Source organism: Maribacter aquimaris, assembly GCF_014596745.1.
Classification (GTDB): Bacteria; Bacteroidota; Bacteroidia; order Flavobacteriales; family Flavobacteriaceae; genus Maribacter_A; species Maribacter_A aquimaris.
The window spans coordinates 232,249-258,209 of the sequence record NZ_JABTCF010000002.1 but is presented as its reverse complement, the minus strand read 5'-3'; the positions used below and the strand labels follow the sequence as shown (position 1 = coordinate 258,209).

Annotated in this window: 24 protein-coding genes and 1 tRNA gene; 14 read left to right on the top strand and 11 right to left on the bottom strand. The window is 40.2% G+C overall.

The window, feature by feature from the left end; all coding sequences use genetic code 11:
- Positions 1–2: 2 nt before the first annotated feature.
- Positions 3–2,036: a ComEC/Rec2 family competence protein gene (locus HPE56_RS05235; protein WP_188242720.1), complete on the top strand. Its 2,034-nt coding sequence runs from the start codon at positions 3–5 to the stop codon at positions 2,034–2,036.
- A 2-nt stretch (positions 2,037–2,038) separates the two neighbouring features.
- Here HPE56_RS05235 and HPE56_RS05230 read toward each other — a convergent pair whose 3' ends face one another.
- From HPE56_RS05230 to HPE56_RS05220, 3 genes are all read right to left on the bottom strand, one after another.
- The gene (locus HPE56_RS05230) at positions 2,039–3,823 is read right to left on the bottom strand and encodes a peptide MFS transporter (protein ID WP_188242899.1); all 1,785 of its coding nucleotides are present in this window, start codon (positions 3,821–3,823) and stop codon (positions 2,039–2,041) included.
- 104 nt (positions 3,824–3,927) lie between these two features.
- Positions 3,928–5,295, bottom strand: a complete 1,368-nt coding sequence (locus HPE56_RS05225) for a peptide MFS transporter (RefSeq protein WP_188242719.1) — start codon at positions 5,293–5,295, stop codon at positions 3,928–3,930.
- A 15-nt stretch (positions 5,296–5,310) separates the two neighbouring features.
- Positions 5,311–7,479, bottom strand: coding sequence for a S9 family peptidase (locus tag HPE56_RS05220; RefSeq protein ID WP_188242898.1), 2,169 nt, complete (start codon positions 7,477–7,479; stop codon positions 5,311–5,313).
- Between the two features lie 156 nt (positions 7,480–7,635).
- On the opposite strand from HPE56_RS05220, the gene HPE56_RS05215 reads away from it, so the two are divergent.
- Both HPE56_RS05215 and HPE56_RS05210 read left to right on the top strand, forming a co-directional pair.
- The gene (locus tag HPE56_RS05215) at positions 7,636–8,958 is read left to right on the top strand and encodes a hydroxymethylglutaryl-CoA reductase, degradative (RefSeq protein ID WP_188242718.1); all 1,323 of its coding nucleotides are present in this window, start codon (positions 7,636–7,638) and stop codon (positions 8,956–8,958) included.
- Positions 8,955–9,863, top strand: coding sequence for a GYDIA family GHMP kinase (locus HPE56_RS05210; protein WP_188242717.1), 909 nt, complete (start codon positions 8,955–8,957; stop codon positions 9,861–9,863). The genes HPE56_RS05215 and HPE56_RS05210 overlap by 4 nt, the downstream gene beginning before the upstream one ends.
- Before the next feature lie 51 nt (positions 9,864–9,914).
- Here the strand turns inward: HPE56_RS05210 and HPE56_RS05205 are convergent, their stop codons facing one another.
- The 7 genes from HPE56_RS05205 to HPE56_RS05175 all read right to left on the bottom strand — a co-directional run bounded on the left by HPE56_RS05205 (position 9,915) and on the right by HPE56_RS05175 (position 17,650).
- Positions 9,915–12,035: a SurA N-terminal domain-containing protein gene (locus HPE56_RS05205; protein ID WP_188242716.1), complete on the bottom strand. Its 2,121-nt coding sequence runs from the start codon at positions 12,033–12,035 to the stop codon at positions 9,915–9,917.
- Positions 12,036–12,127: 92 nt separating this feature from the next.
- Positions 12,128–13,417 (bottom strand): hemolysin family protein, encoded by a 1,290-nt coding sequence (locus HPE56_RS05200; protein ID WP_188242715.1) that lies wholly within the window; start codon positions 13,415–13,417, stop codon positions 12,128–12,130.
- Positions 13,418–13,419: 2 nt separating this feature from the next.
- A complete protein-coding gene (locus HPE56_RS05195) occupies positions 13,420–13,623 on the bottom strand; it encodes a hypothetical protein (protein ID WP_188242714.1) in 204 nt (67 codons plus the stop codon).
- Positions 13,616–14,224, bottom strand: a complete 609-nt coding sequence (gene lptC / locus HPE56_RS05190) for an LPS export ABC transporter periplasmic protein LptC (protein WP_188242713.1) — start codon at positions 14,222–14,224, stop codon at positions 13,616–13,618. The genes HPE56_RS05195 and lptC overlap by 8 nt, the downstream gene beginning before the upstream one ends.
- Before the next feature lies 1 nt (position 14,225).
- Positions 14,226–15,596, bottom strand: coding sequence for a tetratricopeptide repeat protein (locus HPE56_RS05185; RefSeq protein ID WP_188242712.1), 1,371 nt, complete (start codon positions 15,594–15,596; stop codon positions 14,226–14,228).
- A 35-nt stretch (positions 15,597–15,631) separates the two neighbouring features.
- Positions 15,632–16,921, bottom strand: coding sequence for a hypothetical protein (locus tag HPE56_RS05180; RefSeq protein WP_188242711.1), 1,290 nt, complete (start codon positions 16,919–16,921; stop codon positions 15,632–15,634).
- A complete protein-coding gene (locus HPE56_RS05175) occupies positions 16,922–17,650 on the bottom strand; it encodes a type III pantothenate kinase (protein WP_188242710.1) in 729 nt (242 codons plus the stop codon).
- Positions 17,651–17,751: 101 nt separating this feature from the next.
- Between HPE56_RS05175 and HPE56_RS05170 the strand changes: the two genes are divergently transcribed.
- The 7 genes from HPE56_RS05170 to HPE56_RS05140 all read left to right on the top strand — a co-directional run bounded on the left by HPE56_RS05170 (position 17,752) and on the right by HPE56_RS05140 (position 21,364).
- Positions 17,752–17,824 (top strand) — tRNA-Phe (locus HPE56_RS05170).
- 54 nt (positions 17,825–17,878) lie between these two features.
- Positions 17,879–18,160 (top strand): GIY-YIG nuclease family protein, encoded by a 282-nt coding sequence (locus tag HPE56_RS05165; RefSeq protein ID WP_188242709.1) that lies wholly within the window; start codon positions 17,879–17,881, stop codon positions 18,158–18,160.
- Positions 18,161–18,256: 96 nt separating this feature from the next.
- Entirely contained in the window at positions 18,257–18,556 is a 300-nt protein-coding gene (locus HPE56_RS05160; protein ID WP_188242708.1) for a GIY-YIG nuclease family protein, read from the top strand.
- 391 nt (positions 18,557–18,947) lie between these two features.
- Entirely contained in the window at positions 18,948–19,457 is a 510-nt protein-coding gene (locus HPE56_RS05155; RefSeq protein WP_188242707.1) for a hypothetical protein, read from the top strand.
- Positions 19,454–20,035, top strand: coding sequence for a hypothetical protein (locus tag HPE56_RS05150; RefSeq protein WP_188242706.1), 582 nt, complete (start codon positions 19,454–19,456; stop codon positions 20,033–20,035). Before HPE56_RS05155 ends, HPE56_RS05150 begins: the two co-directional genes overlap by 4 nt.
- A gap of 10 nt (positions 20,036–20,045) precedes the next feature.
- Entirely contained in the window at positions 20,046–20,474 is a 429-nt protein-coding gene (locus HPE56_RS05145) for a hypothetical protein (RefSeq protein WP_188242705.1), read from the top strand.
- A gap of 290 nt (positions 20,475–20,764) precedes the next feature.
- On the top strand, positions 20,765–21,364 hold the full coding sequence (locus HPE56_RS05140) for a recombinase family protein (RefSeq protein ID WP_317173178.1): 600 nt from the start codon (positions 20,765–20,767) through the stop codon (positions 21,362–21,364).
- On the opposite strand, the gene HPE56_RS05135 is transcribed toward HPE56_RS05140, so the two are convergent.
- Positions 21,331–22,893: a glycoside hydrolase family 32 protein gene (locus HPE56_RS05135; protein ID WP_188242704.1), complete on the bottom strand. Its 1,563-nt coding sequence runs from the start codon at positions 22,891–22,893 to the stop codon at positions 21,331–21,333. The two genes, HPE56_RS05140 and HPE56_RS05135, sit on opposite strands and share 34 nt — an antisense overlap.
- A 143-nt stretch (positions 22,894–23,036) precedes the next feature.
- Between HPE56_RS05135 and HPE56_RS05130 the strand changes: the two genes are divergently transcribed.
- From HPE56_RS05130 to arsM, 4 genes are read left to right on the top strand one after another with little or no spacing between them, the layout of a single operon-like run.
- Entirely contained in the window at positions 23,037–23,465 is a 429-nt protein-coding gene (locus HPE56_RS05130; protein WP_223170194.1) for a rhodanese-like domain-containing protein, read from the top strand.
- Between the two features lie 15 nt (positions 23,466–23,480).
- Positions 23,481–24,152, top strand: coding sequence for a TIGR04282 family arsenosugar biosynthesis glycosyltransferase (locus HPE56_RS05125; protein ID WP_188242702.1), 672 nt, complete (start codon positions 23,481–23,483; stop codon positions 24,150–24,152).
- A complete protein-coding gene (locus HPE56_RS05120; RefSeq protein WP_188242701.1) occupies positions 24,149–24,970 on the top strand; it encodes a purine-nucleoside phosphorylase in 822 nt (273 codons plus the stop codon). Before HPE56_RS05125 ends, HPE56_RS05120 begins: the two co-directional genes overlap by 4 nt.
- Positions 24,967–25,932, top strand: coding sequence for an arsenosugar biosynthesis arsenite methyltransferase ArsM (gene arsM, locus HPE56_RS05115; protein ID WP_188242700.1), 966 nt, complete (start codon positions 24,967–24,969; stop codon positions 25,930–25,932). Before HPE56_RS05120 ends, arsM begins: the two co-directional genes overlap by 4 nt.
- Positions 25,933–25,961: the final 29 nt, after the last annotated feature.

Below are 25,961 nucleotides of genomic sequence, written 5' to 3'. Positions count from 1 at the left end.
GAATGAAACTGTTGCAATTTATCCCTATAAAGCTGACACTGCTTTTGGTCTTAGGGATTACAACTGGCTATTTTTTTGATTTGGGGGTTTCACTTCCCCTAACCTTAACCCTATTGTCCCTTACCATCCTTGGTTTCCTGTTTTTTGGGAAAAAGAACCCCAAAAAACCGGTCTTCGGACTATTCGCTGCTATAACAACCTTATGTCTTGGGGTGTTTATCATTGGTATTGCCCAACCCAAAAACGACGTTCATCATTATTCGAATGTCCATGATCCTAAAGAAGAAACATGGAAATTAAAGGTGACCCAAGTACTCGCCCCTTCGTCTTTTTCAGAACGATTTGTTGCCGACGTACTGGAATTGAATTCAACCAAAGTATCAGGAAAGATACTCTTAACTGTACCGAGAGACTCAACCCTAAAGTCCATGAACGTAGACGATGAACTTGTTGTCCTGGCAAAAAAAGAGGAAATAACCCCATCCTTGAACCCACATCAATTCGATTATAAAAATTACATGGAGCTACAGGGAATCTACCATCAATTAAAAACGGGACCCTACAATTCGTTCGTATTAAAGCATCCGAAAAAGACCTTTTTAGGGGGTATAACCACCTTGAGGAATACCATCAGCACCAAACTTAAACAGGCTAATTTTGGAAAGGATGAATATGGAATTATCCAAGCCCTATTTTTAGGTCAAAGAAATGATATATCGGAAAGTACCTATAACGCTTATAAAAATGCGGGTGCCGTTCATATACTGGCCGTCTCTGGCCTGCATATCGGAATACTCCTGTTGTTCTTGGAGTTTCTTCTTCGACCGCTGGAACTACTTCGAAAGGGAAAAGAATTAAAACTCTTTGTCATTGTTGTGCTTTTATGGGGTTTTGCTTTTTTGGCCGGTTTATCGGCATCAGTGATCAGGGCGGTAACCATGTTCTCTTTTGTAGCATATGCCCTCTACTTGAACAGACCGAGCAATACGTTCAACATCCTTGCCTTATCCATGTTTTTCATCCTCTTGGTCATTAACCCCCTACTTTTGTTCCATGTTGGCTTTCAGATGAGTTATGCCGCCGTATTGGCAATTGTATGGGTATATCCCCTTTTACAAAAAATATGGCGCCCCAAGCATTGGTTGACGAAGAAAATATGGCAATTGCTTTCTGTCAGTATTGCCGCCCAACTCGGGGTATTACCCATCAGCCTGTATTACTTCCATCAATTTCCAGGGCTTTTCTTTCTATCCAATATCCTGATCGTACCTTTCCTAGGATTGATATTGGGCATGGGGATAATCGTAATTGCCTTGGTGCTCATGGACCTGGCGCCGGACCAATTAATAACCCTGTACAATACTATGATTCGATTAATGAACACGGTTATCGATTGGGTAGCCCAACAAGAGGCTTTTATTTTTCGGAATATTTCTTTTGATTTGGTACAACTGGTTTTGACCTATGCCTTTTTAATTGCATTGATTTGGCTCTTGCACCAATACACCTACCGAAAACTATGTGCCGTTCTTGTTTGTATTATCCCCTTACAGATTTGGCCTATGTACAAGCAACACCAAACCCAGCGTAAGGAACAACTTTTGGTGGCCCATCAAACAACGAATTCGATAGTGATGCATCGTTTTGGGGAACATCTCACCGTTTATACAACGGACAGTCTTTCGTCGGCAAAAATCGTCACCGATTATAAGGTAGGGGAAAATATCGCGGCTATAAACTTTCAACCAATCGTAAATACCTTCAACCTGAAGAATGGAAAGTTCCTTATAATCGATAGTTTGGGTGTATTTCCCCAATTGGACAAGCAACCCGATTATGTGTTGTTGACCCAATCCCCAAAAATAAATCTTGAGAGGCTCATTGACACCCTACAACCCAAGGCCGTGATTGCCGATGGAAGTAATTACCGTAGCTATATAAATCGATGGAAAGCCACTTGTGCACAACGAAAACTACCCATCCACTATACTGGGGAACAGGGTTGTTTTGAATTGGATCTAGACCAATCCTTTTAAAATCAGCGTACGCCGTGCATCAACCTTTTAAGCACTGGATTCAATAAGATGGATATAAATCCGACCCCGATAGGAACAAGGGTAAATATCAAAAAGAAAATACTCAGGGAGTATTCTTCCGAAATCTTATCGATCATACCTCCCATGGTCCCTGCTGCTTTTTGCCCAATGGCAATGGCCAAATACCAAATACCGAACATGAATCCGATCATTCTTGGCGGTACTAATTTACTAAGATAGGATAACCCGACCGGGGACAGGCACAACTCTCCCATGGTATGCAACAAATACGCCAATATTAAAAATATCATGCTTACCGAGGCCGTTTTCGCTCCTTGTGGAATTCCCATGGTACCGTAGGCTAAAATCCCAAAACCCAATCCAAGTAAAATCAATCCCATTCCATATTTCATAGCGGCACTGGGGTTGTACTTACTTTCCCACCAACGTGAAAACATCGGCGCCAGCGTTATAATGAAAAAGGAGTTTAAAATCCCGAACCACGAAGCATCTATTTGGTGGCCTTCCTGGGAAAATTTATCCATCAATCTATAAATGACCAAAATCCATATCCCAACAAAGGCCAATCCTAAAATAATATTGGAAAGTCCGATTCTCGAATATGTCTTTTTAAACAACAGGAATAGTACCCAGGTGATGATCATCAAGGGCACCGTCGTCAATAGCCCATCGATTACCTTGAATATCATAGCGGAAGAACCTACCAGGTCCCGGTTTGTATAATCCCTTGCAAACAAAGTCATAGACCCTAGGGACTGTTCAAAAGCAGCAAAGAAGAAAACGGTAAACAGGCCAAATATGGCCACTGCGATAATCCGATCCCGAACAATGGGGATATATCTGGATACCCGAGAAACCAAGAGTACCAAAAACAGCACAAGGGCGGTCAAAATAACAACAGAAGACCCGTCCAATCCTCCCATGGTGAATGGAATCAAATTTATATCCTCGATTTTGGCCAATGGGTCATTGAACAAATACAATAATCCACCAATAGCGGATACCCCGATTAATATATAATCAAAGAGAGTGAACGGATTCAATTTTTCGTCGACACTATCTTCCACTGCCAAAGCCGGACTTTCCTCGTTGATATTCTGTGGAAGTTCAACCTCATATTTTTTTGAAGGTTTGGCACCAACGTTACCGAATAGATCTTTTGCCAATAGAAACTGGAGCATACCGAAAAACATGAATATACCCGCAAGGCCAAAGCCCCAAGACCATCCAATGTTCTCAGCCAAATAACCACAAAGCATCATTCCGAAAAAAGCACCTGCATTAACCCCCATATAGAAAATCGTATAGGCCCCATCTTTCTTGGATTCCTTCCCCTTGTACATTTCAGAGATAATAGACGTAATGTTCGGTTTAAAAAACCCTGTACCAATAATCAATAAGGCCAGACCCAAATAAAAAGTCGCGGTTGTTTCCAAGGCCATGGAGGCATGTCCCAGGGTCATAATCGTACAGCCGATAACCACGGCAATACGATATCCGGTAAGTTTGTCGGCTACATAACCTCCAACAATGGGTGTCAAATATAACAAGGAAGCATAGGTACCTATCAGTGCCAAGGCATGCTCCCGAGGCCATTCCCATCCGGGATTATCACTAACGATGGGGGCTGTAAGAAACAACACTAACAAAATACGCATTCCATAGAATGAAAAACGCTCCCACATTTCAGTAAAAAAAAGAACGAACAATCCTGCAGGATGCCCAAGAACCTTATCCTTGAATAAATTTTCAATATCGGTGTCCATTGATTTCATCATTTCATATTTACGATATAGTTATCCTTGCTGTTACTATAATAAAAGACCATTGGCAAACAACACATCTTATTACCATCTTCCAGGTCTGCACTTTAAGCCTCTTCCGCGGTTATTATATGTTCATTGTCCTCGGCGCCATGGGTCAAGACCTTTAATTTCTTAATGAATATTAAAATCAGAAGTCCAAATAGAATACAGAAAATAGCGATACCCGTAAAAACGGTATACTCACCAAACTCAGATGCCGATTCCCCTAAAAGACCAGCCACCTTATTACCTAGTCCAGTAGTAGCAAAATACAGCCCCATCATCAAGGATGCGTACTTGGCGGGTGCCAATTTTGTGACAAAGGACAGGGATACCGGAGAAAGACTCAATTCCCCAACGGTATGGAAAAGATATGCCAAAACCAACCAATACATGGCCGATGAGCCCGAACCTTGGTATTCGGCCGTAGCCGCGGTCATAAATAAAAATCCCGTACCCATAATAATGAGTCCCATGATCATTTTAAAAAGTGAGGAAGCCTCTTTCCCCTTTAATTTACGGTTGGCCCAATACCCCGCAACGACTGTACCCAAGGTGATTATAAAAAAGGCATTCAAAGATTGAAACCATGAAGCAGGTATTTCCCATCCAAATAACATCCTATTGGTATAATCCTTGGCATAGATGTTCATTAGTCCACCTGCTTGTTCAAAAGCACCAAAGAAAACAATAACCATTAAAAAGGAAAGAATCAAAACGATAACCCTATCCCTTTCAATCTTGGTCAAGGGTCTTTTCAGTGCATCCCGATCTTCCTGATTCTCGGATTGCCCCAAGTAACCACCGACACCTTTAAGAAACCGTTGACCATATATAAACTGAACAAGTCCAAATAGCATACAAATACCAGCCAGCCCAAAACCATAATGCCATCCATAAACCTCTCCAACATATCCGACAATCAAACTGGATAGAAATGCGCCGACATTAATACCGATATAGAAAATGGTAAATCCTTTATCCCTACGGATATCCCCTTTTTTATAAAGACCACCGACCATTGTGGAAATATTGGGTTTCAACATTCCTACTCCCGCGATAATAAAACCAAGACCGGTATAAAACGCCCACATTTGTTCTATAGCCAAAACACTATGGCCTATAACAAGTAAAATAGCCCCTATAATCACCGCCTTTTTTTGACCAAGCAGTCTATCAGCAATGATACCCCCGGGTATCGAGGCAACATAAACCAGCATGGTGTACCAGCCATACAGCACCAAGGCTTCCTTGTTTGACCAACCCAATCCTGGATTATCACCCGCTGTCTGGGTCACCAAATAAAGTACCAATATGGCACGCATACCATAGTAAGAGAATCGCTCCCACATTTCAGTGAAAAATAATACATATAGCCCTACTGGATGGCCAAAAAGTTCCTTCTGATGTGCTGGTTTATCAATTACTGCCATATATCTTTGATTTGGTTATAGATTTTCTTTAATGAAATTGGTCATTTTTGTAAATAGATGAATTCGGGTATACCCACCATATATCCCATGGTTTTTATCGGGGTAAATCGCCCAATCGAACTGTTTGTTCGCTTGAACCAAGGCTTCAACCATTCGCATGGTATTCTGCACATGCACGTTATCATCCCCTGAGCCATGTACCAAAAGAAAGTTACCTTTTAATAATTCGGGATAGTTGAACGGAGAGTTGTCATCATAGCCGCTTGCATTCTCTTGTGGAGTCTGCATATAACGTTCTGTATAAATGGTATCATAAAACCGCCATGACGTAACAGGAGCCACGGCAATAGCCGTCTCGAAGACATCATTGCCCTTTAAAATACAATTGGTAGACATAAAGCCTCCATAACTCCATCCCCAAATTCCTGTACGATCTTCATCGATATAAGATAGTGCACTAAGTTTTTTAGCCGCCTCGATTTGATCCTCGACCTCATATTTTCCTAGCTCTTTTTGGGTGACTTTCTTAAAATCCTTTCCTTTAAAACCTGTTCCCCTACCATCGACGCAGGCAATAATATACCCTTCGGAAGCCAACATTTGATGCCAATAATCATTTGCACCACCCCAGCGATTGGCCACCGTTTGGGAGCCTGGACCACTATATTGGTACATCAATAAAGGATATTCTTTTGAAGCATCAAAATCCGACGGTTTGATCATATACATATTCAAATCATTGCCATTGATGGTCAAGGTTGAAAATTCCTTAGGGGAAGCATCATACCCTTTGAGCATATCCGCAAGCACCTGATTGTCCTTTATATCCTTCAACTTATCACCGGTCAGTGCCTTGTGCAGGGTAAATCGGTAAGGCGTTGTCGCACTGGAATAGGTATTTATAAAATATGAGAAATCCGCACTGAAGGATGCCGCATTCGTTCCTGTTTCCACTGCCAGTGCTTTTTTCTTTTTCCCATTGCTCCCAATACTATATACCCCCCGGTTGATCGATCCATTCTCTGTGGACTGGTAATAGATCTTATCCTCATTCTGGTCATACCCATAGTAATCGGTCACTTCCCAATCCCCTTTGGTTATTTGATTCATCAGTTTACCGTCTGAAGCATAGAGGTACAAATGATTATACCCATCCCGCTCACTGGTCCAGATAAAACTATCATCGGCCAAAAAAGTCAGATTATCATTGATATCGACATAGGCTTTGTCCTTTTCCTCTAAAAGCACATTAACGGAATTATCCTTAGCATTCACCGCATATAATTTCAAATGATCTTGATGACGGTTGAGTGTGGTTACACTTAAATCATCGGCATTGTTCATCCATTTGATACGTGGAATATAATACGGGTCGTCCAAATCGACCTTAGAGGTATTTCCAGATTTCACATCGTACATATGTAGGGAAACCAATGCATTGTTCTCCCCTGCCTTAGGATATTTAAAGACATACTGTTGCTGATAGAGGTCCTGTCCATATACATCCATAGAAAACTCAGGAACATCAGTCTCATCAAAGCGAAGAAATGCGATTTTAGTACCGTTTGAATTCCAAGCAAAAGCCCTGACAAAAGCAAATTCCTCTTCATAGACCCAATCGGTAACGCCATTGATGACTTTGTTTAATACGCCATCCTGAGTGATTTGTTTTGTCGTTCCGCCAGCTATATCAAAAATATAAATATTGTTAGCCATGACATAGGCCACTTTACTGCCATCAGGTGAAAGCAACGGTTCTTGGATTTTCGCGTTCGACACCTTGACTATAGTCTTCGAACCAATATCATACACAAAATATATACCCAAGGTAGAGCGCCTATAGATTGATTCGAGTTCCGTAGCCAATAGGACCTTCTTTTCATCCTTACTAAAAGCATAGGAGCTAAAACCGGGGACATGGTCACTTTCGGAAGAACTTACGATTGTTTCAACCTTTTCCAAGGTCTGGTAATCATATTTATCAATACGCGTAGCGTTGCTAGATCGATCATAATCCAGTAAGGTGTACTGCGCTCCGTTTTCCATAGATCGGAGCTCTTCCATACTACTGGTTCTAAAAGCCCCTCTATAAATTTCTTCAATGGTGATTTTCTTCTTCCCTTGCCCAAATGTAATGGTCACAAAACCAACCATTAAAAGCAAGAGCATATGGCGTTTATTCATATTTGTAAATATATCCATTTAAATTCAGTCAAGTTTAGTGATTATTTTACAATTAATTAAACTTTAAGGCCAAAAAGCTACGGGTTTTCGGGGTTCTTAGGAATCCGATGAATACCCGTGTAATGACTATCTTTACAGCCACAAACCCAATTAACCATGACCGATCCTATTTTAGGCTTCTCTAAATTGTCAAAACAACAAAAAATAGACTGGGTTGCCGAACAATATACACATGAACCTGAAAAAACCAAAAAATTACTGAAGCAATACTGGAATATTGATTCAGAATTGCAAAAATTACACGACGAGTTCATAGAGAATACGATTACCAACTATTATTTACCCTTGGGTATAGCCCCAAATTTCCTGATCAATGACACGCTGTACGCCATACCCATGGCCATTGAGGAAAGCTCAGTGGTCGCCGCTGCTAGTAAGGCTGCAAAGTTTTGGCTAGACCGTGGCGGATTCAAAACAGAGATTATCGGGACCGAAAAAGTGGGCCAAGTACATTTTATGTATTCAGGGAACCCTACCCATTTGGAAGCCTTTTTCAATGAGGTAAAACCAAAACTGATCGAAGACACCAAAACCTTGACATCCAATATGGAAAAAAGAGGTGGGGGCATCACCAATATCGAACTACGCAATAAAACTTCCGAACTCAAGGATTATTACCAATTGCATTGCACCTTTGAGACCATGGATGCCATGGGTGCCAATTTCATCAACACCTGTTTGGAACAATTTGCCGACACCTTAGCGAGTCAAGCTAAGGCATCCCCGATTTTTACCGAATCGGAAAAGCAGATTGAAATTATCATGAGTATACTTTCGAACTACGTCCCCAATTGCTTGGTACGGGCTGAGGTGACTTGTGCTATTGACGACTTACAACTGAGCAAAACCATATCCCCAGAGGAATTCGCCCAAAAAATGATCAGGGCCGTAAACATTGCCAACGTAGAGCCCCACAGGGCGGTTACCCACAATAAAGGCATTATGAACGGTATCGATGCCGTGGTTTTGGCCACAGGAAACGATTTTAGGGCCGTGGAAGCAGGGGCCCACTCCTTTGCGGCGAAAGACGGCACCTACAAAAGCCTTACCCATGCCAGTCTGGAGAACGGGGTTTTTAAGTTCTGGATAGAAATACCATTGGCCTTAGGCACTATCGGTGGGTTGACCAACCTTCATCCTTTGGTAGGGTTGGCACTTGAAATACTTCAAAAGCCCACTGCCAAGGAACTCATGCAAATCGTCGCGGTTGCCGGATTGGCACAGAACTTTGCAGCGGTTAGTTCCCTGGTTACCACAGGCATTCAAGAGGGTCATATGAAAATGCACTTATTGAATATTTTAAACCAACTTGGGGCGACCGATCAAGAAAAAAACAAGATCGTAGATTATTTCAAAAACCACACTGCCAGTCATAGCGCCGTAGTTGCCGCTTTCAAAAAGTTAAGGAACAATACATGAGGCAAGAATTTTACAGTAATGGCAAATTATTGCTGACCGGGGAATATGCCGTTCTTGACGGGGCGAAGGCTTTGGCCCTACCCACCAAGTATGGTCAGGTTCTTACCGTTGAGCCGACCCAAACAAAAACCATTTCATGGAAAAGTTTGGATAAGGATGGTAAAGTTTGGTTTAAGGCGGAATTTCATTCGGAAACGATGGAAGAAATGGGATCGACCGATGCCAAAATATCGAAAACCGCACTTGAAATCCTTGTAGAAACGAAGCATATATGCCCCGACTTTTTAATTGCCGGTAAAGGCTTTAGCCTAACCACCCAACTGACATTCCCAAAGGACTGGGGCCTAGGGTCCTCCTCGACCTTAATCAACAATATTGCCCAATGGGCCCATATAGATCCTTACCCTTTACTAAAAAACACTTTTGGTGGTAGCGGTTATGACATTGCATGTGCACAATACGACACCCCCATAACATACCAACTTGACGGGGATTCCCCTATAGTGGAAAAAGTAGATTTCAATCCTGATTTCAAAACGCAGCTGTTCTTCGTTTATCTCAATAAAAAACAGAACAGCAGGGAAGGCATATCGGATTACAGAAATCAAACGTTCAATAAAAAAGAATTGGTCAGGGTTATCGGGGACCTAACCTCCAAAATAGTAGCGTGTACCGACATAACGACTTTTGAAACCCTTTTGAATCTTCACGAATCTGTAATTTCCCGAATATTGCAAATACCAAGTGTGAAACACGAACTTTTCCCAGATTACCCTAGGGCCATAAAAAGCCTTGGAGCATGGGGAGGGGACTTCATATTAGCCGTTGGGGACCCTAACCTAATGCGCTATTTCAGCAAAAAGGGATATCATACGATTGTACCCTATTCAGAAATGATATTATAAAAAAAGTCCCAACGAATTCGTTGGGACTTTTTTTATATAAACCTGTATTTCTTAGTAGAAAATGGACCTATTGTCCTCTATGTCCGAAACATTTTTCAACGCATTGTATACGGCTGTATTTACCCTTGCTGCATTTGAGTTTTTCAACGCGTTGGCAAACGTACTATAGTTATCCAATTTCGGGGCATCCTTTTTATTGGTCACTGAAATAAGATAAACACCGGTTTCACCTTTGATGAAATCTGACGTATCACCCACTTTCATAGCAAACGCCGTACCAACTACTGCTGGCTCACGACCTGCTCCTGGAATAGTCGGTGACTTAACCGTCAATGCCGAGGCATTGGAAACAGACAGACTATTATCCTTGGCAACTTCTTCCATGGATTTGCCTTTATTGGCCGCTATGATCTGTTCTGCTTTTCTTTCCTTTCTCAAAATCGGCAAAACAGTGACAGAAGCATCCTCAACGGATTTAAGTCCCTCTTCATATTGGGCTGTCATTTGTGCAATGACATACCCGTTGTTTACACTGAACCTTTTTATATCACCTACCTCGGTATCTTCCTTAAAGGCCCATTGTACAACACTCCTTTGGGAACCTAAGCCTGGTAAACTTTCATCCATTACCTTGATCTTATTCACAGGACGAACTTGATAATCGTTTTCCTTGGCCAAATCGGCGTATGATTTATCCCCTGCAATAGCGTCCATTTCAAATTTGGTCGCATCTTGGAACAAATTATTGATCGTTGACTCCGAAGGCTCTATTTCCCTTGCCAAAGTCGCTATTCGGTAAACATCCTGCTTATCATCGATTTTTATGACGTGAAAACCAAAATCGGTTTCAACAAGACCAATGGTACCTACTTTGTTACCAAAAACAAAATCATTGAAATCGGTTACCATCGCCCCTTCTTGGAAATACCCTAAGTCACCACCTTTTGGCGCGGAAGGTCCATCTGAATTATCCCTTGCCAATTGTACGAACACAGCATCCTTTTTTCTGGCATCTGCCAAAAGTTCCTTGGCTTTGGCCTCAGCCTCCTCCTTGGTTCTTGTAATATTCTCTCCGGCACTTTTGCTTCCCTTCCAAGAAATCAAAATGTGGCTGGCTTTTGCCGATCCATTGATTTTTTTATCGATCATTTTAGACACCTTAAAATAATCCCCATCCCGGTAGGGACCAAAAATCTCCCCAACCTTAAGCGCTACCAATGTATCGGCAACACTTGTTGGCAAATCTTTCTTTGCCCTATAAATGGTATCATATTTTACATCTGATTTCCGATCTAGAAAATCCTCAACATCCTTGGTGTTCCTAAATCCTGGAATGGTATCCATTCTATCGGTATCCTTACGGTACTCGACGGTGTCGTCCAATAATTTAATCGTTTCCTGTCTTACCGCTTCCACATCCTCCACAGAAGCTTTCTCCTCAAAATAAACATATTGGATATCACGGGCATCCTCTTGTTTGAATTCCTCCTTATGCTCTTTGATATAGGATTGTATCTCGCTTTTGGAAATAGCGATAGTACTATCCGCAATCGATGTGAAAGGAACTCGAACGTATTTGATATCTACCTTATCGTTGGCCAACTTATAATCCAATTCACCTTCTTTAAGTGTTACACCAAGACCGGCCTTCACCAAGTTGAAATAAGTCTGCTGCTTGGCATTTTGGATTATAGATTGCTCGTCTTGCAACCATAGATTGTATTGTGAAGGACTATTTGCCTTAAGTTCTGCAATAAAATCCAAAAATTTATTCTCATCAAAAATCCCATTTTCATCCATAAACTGTGGATTCTGATTATAGGCAGGAATCGTTTTGATATAGTTCATGATCTGATCCTTCTCGATATCGATTCCCAGATCCTCATATTGCTGGCCTAAAATGGCATTCCTTACTTCTTGATCGTACACTTGGTTCACGACCATCATCGATGACCCTGAGGAACCATATCTGTTCGATGCCACTTCCACCTTTCTTCTAAAATCATCGATCGAGATTTCATCCCCATTTACCTCCGCAACAGAAGAACCTATCTTTCCGCCAGACATATTGTTTTTTGTGAATACCCCGGATATGACAAACGCAAAAAGCGCTAAACCTATGATCAATATCAATACGGTGGTCCTCTTTCTTATATTCTCTAAAATTGCCATTATATGGTTTGTTTATAATCAGTTTGCGAAATTACCATTTTCTTTTGAATTATTAAAAAGTAAAACATGCCTAAAATGAGGTTACTACGGGTTTATTCATCGTCTACCACACCAAGTTTTATCAAATCGATCTTTGTGTTGGAGACTTCCAAAACGGTAAACAGGTATTTCCCGATTTTTATCTCGGAATCTTTTTCGGGTATTTCCCCAGTTTCATTGACCAGGAGCCCCCCTAAGGTCTCATATTCATCATTCTCGGGAAGTTCCAATTTATAAATCTCATTTACATAATCGACTTCCAATCGGGCAGAGAACTTATAATTATTTTCATCGAGTTGTTCCTCAATCAAATCGGTTGTATCATGCTCGTCCTCTATTTCACCAAAGAGTTCCTCAACGATGTCCTCAACGGTCATTATTCCTGAAGTACCCCCATATTCATCCAATACCACAGCAATGCTTTTCCGTTTTTTGGTCAATACATTCAAAATATCGTGAATGAGCATGGTTTCGGGAACAAACTCCACCGGCCTCAAAATACTCTTTATGGTCTTGGGTTTACTAAAAAGCTCATACGAATGCACATAGCCAATGATATTATCGATAGTACCCTTGTAAATCAGTATTTTCGAATAGCCCGTTTCGGTAAATAACCGGGTCAGATTTTTTGTGTTCTCGTGCAATTCCACCGCAGTGATCTCGGTACGTGGCACCATAACCTCCCGCGCTTTGACCAATGTAAACTCCAAGGCATTTTGAAAAATCTGTATTTCGGAATCCACCTCATCCTCTTCCTCAACAGTTCCCATTTGCTCGCTGATATAATCCCCAAGTTCTACTTTACTGAACGCAAGTTGGGTCTCATCCCCTTCGGTCTTAAAAAAGGTTTTCAATATAAAATCCGATACCTTGATTACAAACTCGGAAATAATGGAAAACAGCACATAAAAAAAATAGGCCGGTACCGCCAGGACCTTTAAAAGGTTGTTCGCATAGATCTGGAACAGGACCTTCGGCAAGAATTCCGCAGTAACCAATATGATAAGGGTTGATATAATGGTTTGGGTAAGCAAACTGAAATCAGTCAATATAAGCTGTAAAAAGCTATTGTTGACAGGCAACATACCTAAAAACCAATTCATAAGCAGTTCTCCCATGAACATCCCGTACACCACCAGTGCAATATTGTTACCGATGAGCATGGTTGCTATAAATTTGGAAGGCCTTTTCGTTAGACGCGACAGTACCTTGGCCAAAAAATTATCTTGCTTCTTTTCTATCTCAATATGGATTTTATTCGCAGAAATGAAGGCGATTTCCATGCCCGAGAAAAAGGCTGAAAACACCAAAGAAAGAAGTATGATTACAATGGATGTCTCCATTTTTAACGTTGGTTATCTTTTTTCCGTTGCTCGAACTTCTTTCGATAATTTCTTCGGAAGAAGAACATTCCGATAGATACAACAGCAAAGAACATAAACAAATAGGTGCCTTCACGGTTCACATTCCAATCCGTAACTATTCTGTAAATCGAGAAAATGGCTACTACCAAGTATAAATACTCTGTATATTTTAATATCTTAATCATTGATTTCTTCTTTTATAGTCATTAGACCATAGGTTTTATGTGCATTTAAAAAACTGAAGTCTTTGTTGAAATCCATACCCTCACCATCCATTACCGTGCCTTCCTCAGGGTTTGTATATTTAAATTTATCCTGTGTAAACGCCCACTCGTTGGATTGGTCGTAATACAATTGTGGCGTTTCCAATTTCTTTCCGTCATGGGTCTCCAAAACAACATTCCCACGCAAATCTATCAATCCTGTGGAAGAATACCGAATACAATAATCCGCGATTATTTTATTTTTGTTCTTGTCCTCGTCATAAATGTCCACTACTATCCCTTTTGGGAATGTACGATAAGGGAATTCCAAATTTTCATAATTCTCGGTAATAGGCCCCGATAACACCGATATCACCCTAGTGGTGTCAATATCCTCATTGCCCATCACGTTATTCGATTCGGAATACCTAAAGGAAAAATTTTCTGCGACACCCTGAGGAAATACCAACGGCAAGGCTTCTTCCCCCACCCGCTTATAGTTATCCGCACAGGAAAAAAAAAGCATTGCCCCGGAAAAACCCAGGGCAATGCTCTTTAAGAAAAATCCAAAAGATTGTTTCATCTTACAAATTAGGAACTTTTACACTACCACCTACCCAACACTTGAACGTAACCGTTTTACCAGCCATTCCAGAGTTGAAGATATCTGTTTTTGAAGGCGCCTTTGCAGAGTAACTAGCTGCAGATTGGTTAGCCCTTCCACTAAGTGAAGGATCAACTCTTCCTGCTTTTCTTGCCATTTCTGCCGCTCTCCAGTAAATCGCCCTCTTCTCGAATGGCGTTGTACCACAATCATTGGCACTGGTTGCATACAAGTTGGCAATCAACAAATACGCCCTACCGTTTGAAGGATTGGCATCAATTGCCTTTTGTGCATAACTCCTAGCCGTAGACTTACTACTTCTTCTAAAGACCGTGGCCACCTTATAGGCAATGTTCGATTTTTTTCTAGCATCGGTTTCCAAATCCAAGGCCTTGTTGAAATCGGCTACCGCACCATTACGGTCACCAGCCTTAAGTTTAAGGTTACCGCCGTACACATAGGCATCGGCAGATGGATCAAGTGCCATTTGGGCTTCAAATAACTTTTTGAACATAGGGTCATCAGTACATTCCTTGTTGAACATTCTACCCACAGCCCTTTTTACCCAGTTGATATCGTTTTTCTTCTCTTCGAAACTTTTTTGATATAAAGGAATCAAGTTGCCACAATCGGCCAAATCACCTAATTTGGAATCTATACTACCTTCGATCTTACCAAATGACTCTGAATTGGTTGTAGCGGCCTTTAATTGCTTTTTCTCTTTACTTGTTAAGGTACCGGCCTCCTCTTTTGGAAGTAATGCTGATATCCTATCGGTTAATTTAACGTTCTCATCCTCGATTTTTTCGGTTACATCATCATAAACATCAAATACCTCCTGAAGGTCCTTGCTACCTGCCTTGTGTAAATCAACCAAACTGGAGAAATAAAGATAAAGCGCCTTTGGGTTTTTAAAATTAGGCTTGTCCTCATGGAAAGCTTTACTCAATTGACTATAAATCTCCCCATCATCAATCATCTTGTTATCATATTTCAACAAAACCTTGTCTATGATTACTTCAGCAAGTTTGGCTTTTTTAGGAAAATACTTCATACTGTTGTCATACAGTGCCAATAATTCCTGAATGTTAGCGTCTTTATCGGCGCCAGTCGATTTTTTTACACGATCTTTCAAGATTCTTTCCCCGTAGGCGAAATTGGCCCAGTTGATATCGGGACAATTTTCATACACCATTTTCCATGGTGTATAAGCAGCCTCATAATTCTTGACTTTCGCGTGTTCAACGTAAATAGACAAATTGGTCATGCACTCCTGATTCTGTGCCTGTGCGCTACTTACTCCAATGCATCCTAAAAGCATCATCGCTGTGAAGTAAAGTTTCGTTTTCATATTATTAATTTTAGTGGTTAATGTACAAATTTTTCTTAATTTATTCTTCGCTTACGGAACCAAATATCGTTCAAAGATAGTCCTACATTGACTTTAAAGTAATTTTCTTCTATTAAATTATCATATTTAGTCCCTTTTCTACCCACCTCGAAACCAAGGTTAAGATTAGAAAAACTTCCGCGCATTGGTAACCCAAACCCAAAAGTTATGCCAAAGTTATTTATTTCATGATCTTTTAAGAGCATTCCTGTTTTATCAAAACGTAAACCTGCCCGATATGTCATTCTTTTGAAATAGCCCGAGAAGGCCGAATAATCAGGGATATAGAACCCTCCGAAAGCGAATGAACTGGCATCCTGATACCTCAAGTTAGGGGCATCAACAAAATCATTCGTAAAAGAACCCATGCCTTGAAAACTGTACTCCCCACCAACAAACCATTTTCTATCTTCCCCAAAACCCAGCCCCAAGGTAGTGGTGGTTGGCACCTTTAATTCAGTGTGCCTAAGGTTTGAAGCATCCAGATTTACATCAACCACTTCGATGTTCGCGCCAGAATTTACCGCAAAGGATCCTATTTCCTTGGTGTTTTTAGAGGTGAGATTCGCTTGTGTATTTACCCTAACCGAGGCAAACAACCTATATTTATCCTTAAAAGACGGGGTATAATTCAGCGCATAATTAAAATCCATTCCGTTAACCTTGGAACTTCGTTTGTCCAAGGTACCGTACTGCACATCCTCAACGGTCTGTACACGATTGTTCTCTAACGTACCGAAATTGAAATTGGCCGTTACCCCAACACTCAGGTCATCCATAAATTCATACCCAATGGAAAAATATACTTTATTCAATCCCCCATCACCATAGTAGCGGTTCAATACCCTATCATCATTACCATTGGTACTTTCCGATAGCATATCGTATCCCACAGAGGAATAGGGCATGACCCCAAAACCAATACCCAATCCTTTTTTTAGAGCCATACCTACGGCAATATATTCCAGATTGGTCACGGAATTGCTCTGACTTTCGATGTTGTTTGCAAAACTCAGCCTATTATGGGACAAGCCGACGGTGTAGGTTGTATTTCCAAAATCCTCCCCATATTTGATACCCAGAGCACTATAGGCCGCAGGATTCTTAAGGTTTACATGGATACTATCGGCGAACATTCCGATTCCTCCCATCATTTGGTTTTCAATAGTTCCTTTGGATTGTATATCGCCGAAACCAAAATAAGAGTAAGGGGAAACTGAACCATTTTGAGCATACAGTCCGGTCGACGCAATGCATACTATTGCAATTACAATTTTTTTGATCATTTAGCGCTTATTGTAGTCTAGCAAATTATTTAAACCTTCTAGTAGAAAATTGGAAAGGGCAAATATGGTATTTTTTAATCGTTTAGACAAAAATTGGGCATCCCCTCCTGTTAAAATGACTGTTAAATCTTCAAATTTAAGTTTATATTGATCAATAACCCCATCCAATTCGGCACAAATACCATTCACCACCCCACTATGGATACTTAATTCGGTGGTGTTCCCTACCAAATCCATGGGAGCTTTTGGGGTCAATAAAGGCAATTTTGAAGTCTGTTGGTTCAGCGCCTTATACCGCATCCCCAAACCTGGGGAAATGGCGCCGCCCAAATATTCCCCCTTATGGGTAAGAATATCGTACGTAATACAGCTACCGGCATCAATCACCAAAACATTTTTATGGGGCGTATGGTAAAACGCCGCAGTAGCCAAGGCTATGCGATCTACCCCTAAGGTGTCTGGAGTACCGTACTGGTTCTTAAATGGCGTTTTGGTTTTATGATCGAGCACATGCACTTTTGAAAAAACGGCTAAAGCCTCAATATCCTTTTTATCCAAAAATACCACTGAGGACACCATGGTCCATTCTATTTGCGGATATTTATGATAGATAGCCTTTGCACTTTCAACGAAATCAACAAGCTTCGCACTCACATCATCAACCAATGAGCCGTTATCAAAAACAGCCAATTTCACAAAGCTATTACCGGCATCAATTATCAGATTCATGACACAAAGATCTGCAATTGAAAAAAAACAATCACCTTTTTTTTCATTTTTGTTTGTATATCCTAAATTTGAAATTATATTTGCACCCTCCTAAAAGGGATGGTGCCTTAGCTCAGTTGGTAGAGCAATGGACTGAAAATCCATGTGTCCCTGGTTCGATTCCTGGAGGCACCACTTTAAAAACCCTGTAAACCCAATGTTTACAGGGTTTTGTATTTTTATACAACAATGCACTTCTTTTATATCCTTCATAGTAAAACCATAAACCGATATTATATCGGTGAAACCCCTGACCTGACGGTTCGATTTGAACAACACAACCAACATCATTTCAAAAAGAATTTCACGAAGGCCGCGGACGATTGGACAATCGCACTGTCCAAAAAATGCAAATCAAAGCAAGATGCCGTTTATCTGGAGAAATTCGTCAAACGTATGAAAAGCAAGAAATTCATTCATAAAATCATTGAAAACCCCGAAATATTGGATGACCTGATCATCCAAAAATAATTCGTCCCTGGTTCCCCCGAAGGGTCGGGGCTGGAGGCACCACTTTAAAAACCCTGTAAACCCAATGTTTACAGGGTTTTGTATTTTTATACAACAATGCACTTCTTTTATATCCTTCATAGTAAAACCATAAACCGATATTATATCGGTGAAACCCCTGACCTGACGGTTCGATTTGAACAACACAACCAACATCATTTCAAAAAGAATTTCACGAAGGCCGCGGACGATTGGACAATCGCACTGTCCAAAAAATGCAAATCAAAGCAAGATGCCGTTTATCTGGAGAAATTCGTCAAACGTATGAAAAGCAAGAAATTCATTCATAAAATCATTGAAAACCCCGAAATATTGGATGACCTGATCATCCAAAAATATACAAATATGTATACTTAAATTTGTGTAAAAGGTTCTGATTTAATTAATTCCTCGGTTGGGTTAAACGTAGTGCGGAGGTTCGCCGTCTGCGTCCGAAGCTAAAGCTTTTTGTTTAGTTTTATTTTTCCTTTTCCAAAGATACCCCGAAGCGTCGGGGCATAAGATTTAGCGACATTATAAATATACACAGACCTTTCGGTTTAGTCTTAAAGTCCGCATTACGTTTAGGTTTTGTTGTAATCAGTAACGACACACATGAGTAAGCACGAACGATTTCATTTCTGCATTTTTTCCATCAGAGTGAAGTCCATATATACAGCGATTAGATATAATAGACGTTTTTTAATAAAATTTTTGCATTATTATGAAACAAATTCTTTAGTTTAGCGTTTTACATATATGTGTATTTATGAATTTCCGAATTAATGAGTTTGTACTAGATGCCAAGGTTGTAGCTGTCTATACTTATGAAATATGTGATTCAGATGGAAAAACAGTTTCAAGTCCAACTTTTGATTTCTTGCAAGAACTTCATAAAAAATCTCCACAAGATGCCCAAATTTTGAAATCTCAAATACTTAATACTGCGAATGTATACGGAATAGAGGGAAGAAATGAAGTTTGTACTGGACGAGACGGGCTATTTGCGATACCGAGTAAATATGAAGATGGAAAAAAGATCACAAGTCGATATAGAATATTCTACTGGGTGCTAAATATAAATACAATCATAATAGGTGGAGGTTGTTTTAAACCTGAGAAAATAGAGGGAGTTCAAATTAAGGCTTATCAGGAAGTTTCAGAGTGTGAAAATGCAGCAGAAGAATTATGTAGTGTGTCAAAATATATTGAATCACTAGATAAAACACAAGCAATATCTATTGAAGAAATTGAAAAAGACGAAATTTTAGAATTATGAAAACTATAAATGATTTGGATTTTGGTATCCCAGAAGAAATTGAAAATTATACGGCTCATTCTGCTGAAATAGGCATAATGATAACTAATTATATTCGCTCCATAGATGGGATGAATAAAAAGTCATTTGCGAAATTAGTTGGTAAAACAGCAAGTGATGTTACTCGATGGGTTTCTGGTAATCACAACTTTACGATTTTAACTTTAAGCCTAATAGAAGCACGTACTGGAATGGCTATCATAAAGAAACTCTCGGACAAAAATATTGAAGAACATTTAAAATGTAATGCATTTGAAATTGAGACTGAAGAGCAATTAAAAAAAGAGATTTTTAGACTTAAAAATAAAGTTGCCGAATTAGAAAAAAAGATAGAAGATCTTTCTGCCTTGAAAAACACTTGGAATAATGTTAAGACTCTTGGAGTGTATGAGGCACGAAGAACTCAATTTATTCACAGAATAGTTTTATCTGGGTCAGAAGAAAGTACTTTTAGGTGGAAAGTTGAAGATGTTCGAAAAATTCGAAGTAAAGGAAATGCGTTGGCTGTAGAAAAGCCTGTTTTATTTAATATTGAATAATTTATAGATTATGAAAAAATCAGATGTCAGTATTGAAATTTATAACGCTAAGCCCCTTTCTTTTCAAGTTAATAGTGAAAATGAATTTGAAGGTGATTTAAAATTTGAAAATATAAATTTAGCATTGAAAACAGAGTTTCAAGTCGACCGAAAAAATTCTGCTGTGGCGGTTAAGATTGATTTAACAGTTGTTCTAAAGGAAAATGATGAAGATTTATTCAGTCTAGTATCTTTTTTTGAATTTGGAGTGTTTAAATTAGAAGATGTTTTAACCAATAAGAAGGATAAGGAGAGTGATTTAGATTCAAGTTTTGCGCGTAAGCTATTAAATATCGCTATTGGTGGTTCAAGAGGTATGTTATCAGTTTATTTATCATCTACGCAATACAATGATTTTACATTACCTATTGCTAATATTCCTGATGATTATTTCGATTAAGGCTACCCTTGTTAAGTAGAATTAATCGGTTTTACTGAAATTTATATACTTGTATAATATTTACTTTTTGAGCTATTGATTACAACAATTGTATATGATTACCAAGGTACGCATATTTCTTATTTACAGGTATTTAAAATAGCCCATGTTTTATGTAGGTATAAGATATCTATCAAGCTATTATACATATAAAATACGTTTGCAAACATTTATTGCAAAAATAGACCATGCCCTAACTGTGGTACGGATTTAGGTAGTTGATCCAAGCTATTTGCAGTTGATCGAAATGTATCAATTATACCCTCCCTAAATTTGATCCAGTAGAATATTCTTCGGATCTTTCTTTTATAAAAGCACGATACATAAGAATATCCACACCAGACCAGAATTTGGAAAGACAGCTTATAAAGCAACACACGGGCGAAAAGCTCTTCATAGATATATGTAGTGGCTCCATACCCTTCAATGAACGGGCAGAAGGGCAGAGGCTTTTAAACGATATGGATCTAAACTATGTATCGGTACATGCAATAGATCGACTGGGACGAAACCTCCTGGATATACTAATGACACTCCAGCACTTTGATGATCATGGGATTAAACTCAAGGTAGAGAACCTGGGCATTGAATCATTGGTTGACGGAAAACCCAACCCAGCCTTTAAGTTGATTGTGTCGGTACTGGCCAACATTGCCGAAATGGAACGTAATACGATGTTGGAACGACAACGGGAAGGTATAGATATAGCCAAGGCCAAAGGGATGTATAAAGGCAGGGTAAGGGGCTGGAGGCACTGCAAAAAAGTATTCGATTTCTCAAACGCTTTTTTTTATATACTACCAACATTTTTTAGGGATTACTCCCAAACGCTTTTTATCCCATTAACCTGAAAATCACGGCATTGAAAATTGTCTTCCCCTAAGTTCTTAATGGTTATATCTGTGTAGTTTCCATTGGGGAATATCTGGGAAGTCATCACATACTGCCCTCCGTTGATGAATATTTCAATAGACGACCAATCGAGCAGTAAACGGACCTCATATTCCCCTTCCGGTAAAAGGGGCATAGGCATTTGCTGAACGCCCTTTCCAAAATCTTCCTGAAAATCGACTTTTCCCGATCTAGACCTATCAAGAATAAAGGTTTTATCCTCCCCCATTACGGTCAATACCAATTCATCCTTGGTGCTATTACTTAACTTCAATTGAAAATCCTTTGAACTGGTCGTAAACCTTATTTCCGAGGGGTTGAGGTTTTTAAAAGCCATGGTTTCCGTTGCATTGGCAGCTATCCCAACATCGAAACCCTCCTCTTCGGAAATGATTTTATCAATACCATCAATAGGATAATTGAACAGTTGATAATCCCCATCCGTTTTATTCAACATTAATTTTCTGGGCGTCGTCATTGCACTACGCCATTTTTCAGTTGGTGTATCCCGGGCATAAGTCCAATTACTCATCCACCCAATAAAAATCGGATGGGTTTCCGGAGCATTATTGTAGGTTACCCCCGCATAATTATCCGTGCCAAAATCAATCCATTTCGTTTCCGTTTGATTGGTGGTAAACGTATCCCCATCAAAATCACCCACAAAATATTGGGTACCACTACCTCCATTGGGGGCCCCTGGATTTACACTGATCAATAAAACCCACTTTATACCATCAGTCCCTTCGACCGTCATGGGTATTAGGTCTGGACACTCCCAAACACCGCCATGCGCGCCTTTATCCTTTCCGAATTCACTTAAAAGCGTCCATTCTTTAAGGTTTTTAGAGCTATAAAACCGGGCATGATCCCCGGCTACCAACGTGAGTATCCATTTTTCCGATTCCTTGTGCCACATAACCTTAGGGTCACGGAAATCCTTGATTCCCTCATTTCCAATTACCGGGTTATCCACATATTTTGTCCAAGTGTCACCATTATCAAGGCTATAAGCGATTCCTTGTGTTTGAAAATCGTTCCTGCCTGCCTTTTCGCCTTCCATTAAATGATAGGTGTAAATTGCCACAAGTGGAGGGTTCTCCTCGGTACCGAATCCGGAACTATTATTTTCATCAACAACGGCACTCCCAGAAAATATCAATCCGTGTTCATCGGGATATAGCGCTATGGGTTTATGTTCCCAATGCAAAAGATCCTTACTAACCGCATGCCCCCAATGCATCGGGCCCCAAACAATATCGTCGGGATAAAATTGATAGAACAAGTGATAAACCCCTTTATAATACACCAATCCGTTGGGGTCGTTCATCCATTTCTCTTTTGGGGAAAAATGATATTGAGGCCTGTAAGGCTCTTGATAATGTTCCGTCTTACCACTAACTATAACATTTGGTGCGTTTTGTACTTTTTGCTTACACCCGACCAATACGGTTAAAAGAAAAATAATTGCAAGCAATCTATAAACCATAATGGTGTTTTTATTGATTAGGTTAAGATAACAAAATCCCATAATATAGTACCTTTACTTTTAACATTCAATATTGTATGAAAACCTTATCCGCTTTTTATATTTTCCTTCTTTGCACGACAATAATGGTCGCCCAAAAAAAAATGGATAGGAAGTTAAAAGCCCTCAATAATGAAACAATTCCTTACATACAGGTTTCCGAGGCCGTTGCCAAGGACAGTCTGGTTTTCCTAGACACCCGAAAATTGGAAGAGTTTAAAATAAGTCATTTGGAACAGGCCCTTTGGGTAGGTTACGACCAATTTGACGCACAACACCTACAAAACGCCATTCCCAACCTAGAAACCCCGATTGTGGTGTACTGCTCTATAGGGGTTAGGTCAGAGGATATTGGTGAAAAACTTCAGGAAATGGGATATACCAATATCCAAAACCTGTATGGCGGTATATTTAAATGGAAGAATTCGGGTTATCCGGTTTTTGATACAGAAGGCAATGAAACGGAAAAAGTACACGCCTATAATAGATTATGGGGCAAATTATTGGAAAAAGGTGAAAAAATTTATGAATAAATCAATCCGAAACACATGGGTTTAATTCAACAAAATACTGAAAAGAAAGATGCTTTGGCCATTCATTTCCATTTGGTCAATTCCAGGGAACTATTACTCATATTCACCAGAAATCCTGTTTTGGGAAAATGCAAAACACGATTGGCGGCAAAGGTCGGGGACCAAGTGGCCTTGGATATATACAAGTACCTACTTAGGCATACCGCGGACATAACCAAAGATCTGCATGTACACAAACACGTGTATTATTCGGAAGGGATTTGGGAGGATGATTCTTGGGATAATCTTATTTTTGATAAACGATTGCAAGTGGGAGCCGATTTGGGGGAGCGGATGGCGAATGCTTTTCGGGAAGGTTTTGAAAACGGATTTGAAAAAATCATTATTATCGGAAGCGACATGTATGATTTGGAGAGTACCGATATACAAAAAGCCTTCAACGCCCTTAATGAAAATGACTTTGTGATAGGACCTGCTTTGGATGGCGGATATTATCTATTGGGAATGAAATCCTATACGGATGCCGTCTTCAAAAATAAGGCATGGGGCAAGAACAAAGTGCTTGAGGATACCATAAATGACTTAACAGGCAAAAAAGTGTTCCATTTGGAAACCAAGAATGATATTGACCTTTACGAAGACGTTTTACCAATAAAAGCTTTTCAAACTTATTTGAAGAATATATGAGATTATCTGAGCAAGAATTACAAGAATCCACTGAGTATTTAAAAGAAAAGGGCTTTGACAACCCTGAAATCGGCATTGTTTTGGGAACAGGCTTGGGCCAATTGGTCGATGCCATTGAAGACCCCATTATAGCGCATTACAACCACATACCATTTTTCCCTTTGGCAACGGTCGAATTTCATTCAGGCAAACTGATTTATGGCACCATAGAGGGCAAGAAAGCTGTTGTTATGGAAGGTCGTTTCCATTTATATGAGGGTTACGATTTTGTGGATGTCACCTATCCCATCCGGATTATGCACAGGCTTGGAATCAAAAAGTTATTCGTTTCAAACGCCGCAGGAGCCATTAACCTCGATTTCAAAAAGGGCGACATTATGTTGATCGAGGACCATATCAACCTTCAGGGGGGATCACCGTTGGCCTTCAGTAATGTAGATGAATTCGGAGATCGTTTTGTAGACATGAGCGAACCTTACGACCTAACCATGCGCAACAAACTCAAGGCAATTGCCAAACGAGAGAATATACGCCTACAGAAAGGGATATACGCAGCGGTTGTAGGTCCACAATTGGAGACCAAGGCAGAATACCGAATGTTGAAAATCCTAGGTGCCGATGCAGTGGGTATGAGCACCGTACCCGAAGTAATCGTTGCCAACCATTTACGATTGCCCATGGTTGCCGTGTCTGTATTGACCGATGAGTGTGACCCTGACAACCTTGAACCCGTCGATATTCAGGAAATCATAAAGATCGCAAACGATACGGAGCCCAAAATGATCAAACTTTTTACAGAACTAATAAAAGAACTATGAGCTATTTAGAAGCTACGAACGACTTGTACAAAGATGCTGCCCTAACCCCGGATGTAGGCCTATGCTGTACCACAAATCCTATTTGGCAGTTTCCTGGTTTGTCTATACCCAAAATCATGCAGGAAATGAACTATGGATGTGGGAGTACGGTTTCGGCCCAGGATTTGGTAAACAACCCAAAGGTTTTGTATGTAGGCGTTGGTGGCGGTATGGAACTTTTGCAATTCTCCTATTTCTCACGCCAAAAAGGCGGTGTTACCGGTGTAGATGTGGTCGATGAAATGCTCGAGGCTTCCAGAAAGAATTTTAAGATAGCTGAAGAAGAAAACGATTGGTTTAAAAGTGATTATGTAAACCTAGTCAAAGGTGATGCCCTGAATCTGCCCATTGCAGATGAGAGTATTGATATTGCGGCCCAAAACTGTCTTTTCAATATCTTCAAGGCCGAAGACCTCAGAAAAGCCATTGGCGAAATGTACCGGGTTCTTAAACCACACGGTCGATTGGTCATGAGCGACCCCATCTGTGAACAGCCCATGAACGAAGCGTTGCGAAATGACGATAGACTCCGGGCACTCTGCTTAAGCGGAAGTATACCCATGAAAGAATACATCAAGGCCTTAACCGATGCAGGCTTTGGGACCATAGAGGTAAGGGCCCGAAAATCATATCGGGTATTATCGCCCAACCACTACCCCACCGACGAACTGATATTTATAGAATCTATTGAAATTGCCGCTATAAAAGACCCCATGCCAGAGGATGGACCTTGTATTTTTACGGGAAAAACCGCAATCTATTATGGTAACGAGGCGTATTTTGATGATAATGCCGGACATGTTTTACTCCAAAACCAACCTTTGGCCATTTGCGACAAAACAGCAGCAGCATTGGCAAAAACCGGTGCCCCTATTCATATCAGCGAAAGCACCTGGCATTACAACGGCGGTGGTTGTTGTTGATTTGTGTAAGGTTTGATCATGAAATGAAA

Bases quoted from the DNA above. Each gene is read 5' to 3' on its own strand.
- HPE56_RS05235 (WP_188242720.1), top strand. From the start codon at position 3: ATGAAACTGTTGCAATTTATCCCTATAAAGCTGACACTGCTTTTGGTC.
- HPE56_RS05230 (WP_188242899.1), bottom strand. From the start codon at position 3,823: ATGGACACCGATATTGAAAATTTATTCAAGGATAAGGTTCTTGGGCAT.
- HPE56_RS05225 (WP_188242719.1), bottom strand. From the start codon at position 5,295: ATGGCAGTAATTGATAAACCAGCACATCAGAAGGAACTTTTTGGCCAT.
- HPE56_RS05220 (WP_188242898.1), bottom strand. From the start codon at position 7,479: ATGAATAAACGCCATATGCTCTTGCTTTTAATGGTTGGTTTTGTGACC.
- HPE56_RS05215 (WP_188242718.1), top strand. From the start codon at position 7,636: ATGACCGATCCTATTTTAGGCTTCTCTAAATTGTCAAAACAACAAAAA.
- HPE56_RS05210 (WP_188242717.1), top strand. From the start codon at position 8,955: ATGAGGCAAGAATTTTACAGTAATGGCAAATTATTGCTGACCGGGGAA.
- HPE56_RS05205 (WP_188242716.1), bottom strand. From the start codon at position 12,035: ATGGCAATTTTAGAGAATATAAGAAAGAGGACCACCGTATTGATATTG.
- HPE56_RS05200 (WP_188242715.1), bottom strand. From the start codon at position 13,417: ATGGAGACATCCATTGTAATCATACTTCTTTCTTTGGTGTTTTCAGCC.
- HPE56_RS05195 (WP_188242714.1), bottom strand. From the start codon at position 13,623: ATGATTAAGATATTAAAATATACAGAGTATTTATACTTGGTAGTAGCC.
- lptC (WP_188242713.1), bottom strand. From the start codon at position 14,224: ATGAAACAATCTTTTGGATTTTTCTTAAAGAGCATTGCCCTGGGTTTT.
- HPE56_RS05185 (WP_188242712.1), bottom strand. From the start codon at position 15,596: ATGAAAACGAAACTTTACTTCACAGCGATGATGCTTTTAGGATGCATT.
- HPE56_RS05180 (WP_188242711.1), bottom strand. From the start codon at position 16,921: ATGATCAAAAAAATTGTAATTGCAATAGTATGCATTGCGTCGACCGGA.
- HPE56_RS05175 (WP_188242710.1), bottom strand. From the start codon at position 17,650: ATGAATCTGATAATTGATGCCGGTAATAGCTTTGTGAAATTGGCTGTT.
- HPE56_RS05165 (WP_188242709.1), top strand. From the start codon at position 17,879: ATGCACTTCTTTTATATCCTTCATAGTAAAACCATAAACCGATATTAT.
- HPE56_RS05160 (WP_188242708.1), top strand. From the start codon at position 18,257: ATGCACTTCTTTTATATCCTTCATAGTAAAACCATAAACCGATATTAT.
- HPE56_RS05155 (WP_188242707.1), top strand. From the start codon at position 18,948: ATGAATTTCCGAATTAATGAGTTTGTACTAGATGCCAAGGTTGTAGCT.
- HPE56_RS05150 (WP_188242706.1), top strand. From the start codon at position 19,454: ATGAAAACTATAAATGATTTGGATTTTGGTATCCCAGAAGAAATTGAA.
- HPE56_RS05145 (WP_188242705.1), top strand. From the start codon at position 20,046: ATGAAAAAATCAGATGTCAGTATTGAAATTTATAACGCTAAGCCCCTT.
- HPE56_RS05135 (WP_188242704.1), bottom strand. From the start codon at position 22,893: ATGGTTTATAGATTGCTTGCAATTATTTTTCTTTTAACCGTATTGGTC.
- HPE56_RS05130 (WP_223170194.1), top strand. From the start codon at position 23,037: ATGGATAGGAAGTTAAAAGCCCTCAATAATGAAACAATTCCTTACATA.
- HPE56_RS05125 (WP_188242702.1), top strand. From the start codon at position 23,481: ATGGGTTTAATTCAACAAAATACTGAAAAGAAAGATGCTTTGGCCATT.
- HPE56_RS05120 (WP_188242701.1), top strand. From the start codon at position 24,149: ATGAGATTATCTGAGCAAGAATTACAAGAATCCACTGAGTATTTAAAA.
- arsM (WP_188242700.1), top strand. From the start codon at position 24,967: ATGAGCTATTTAGAAGCTACGAACGACTTGTACAAAGATGCTGCCCTA.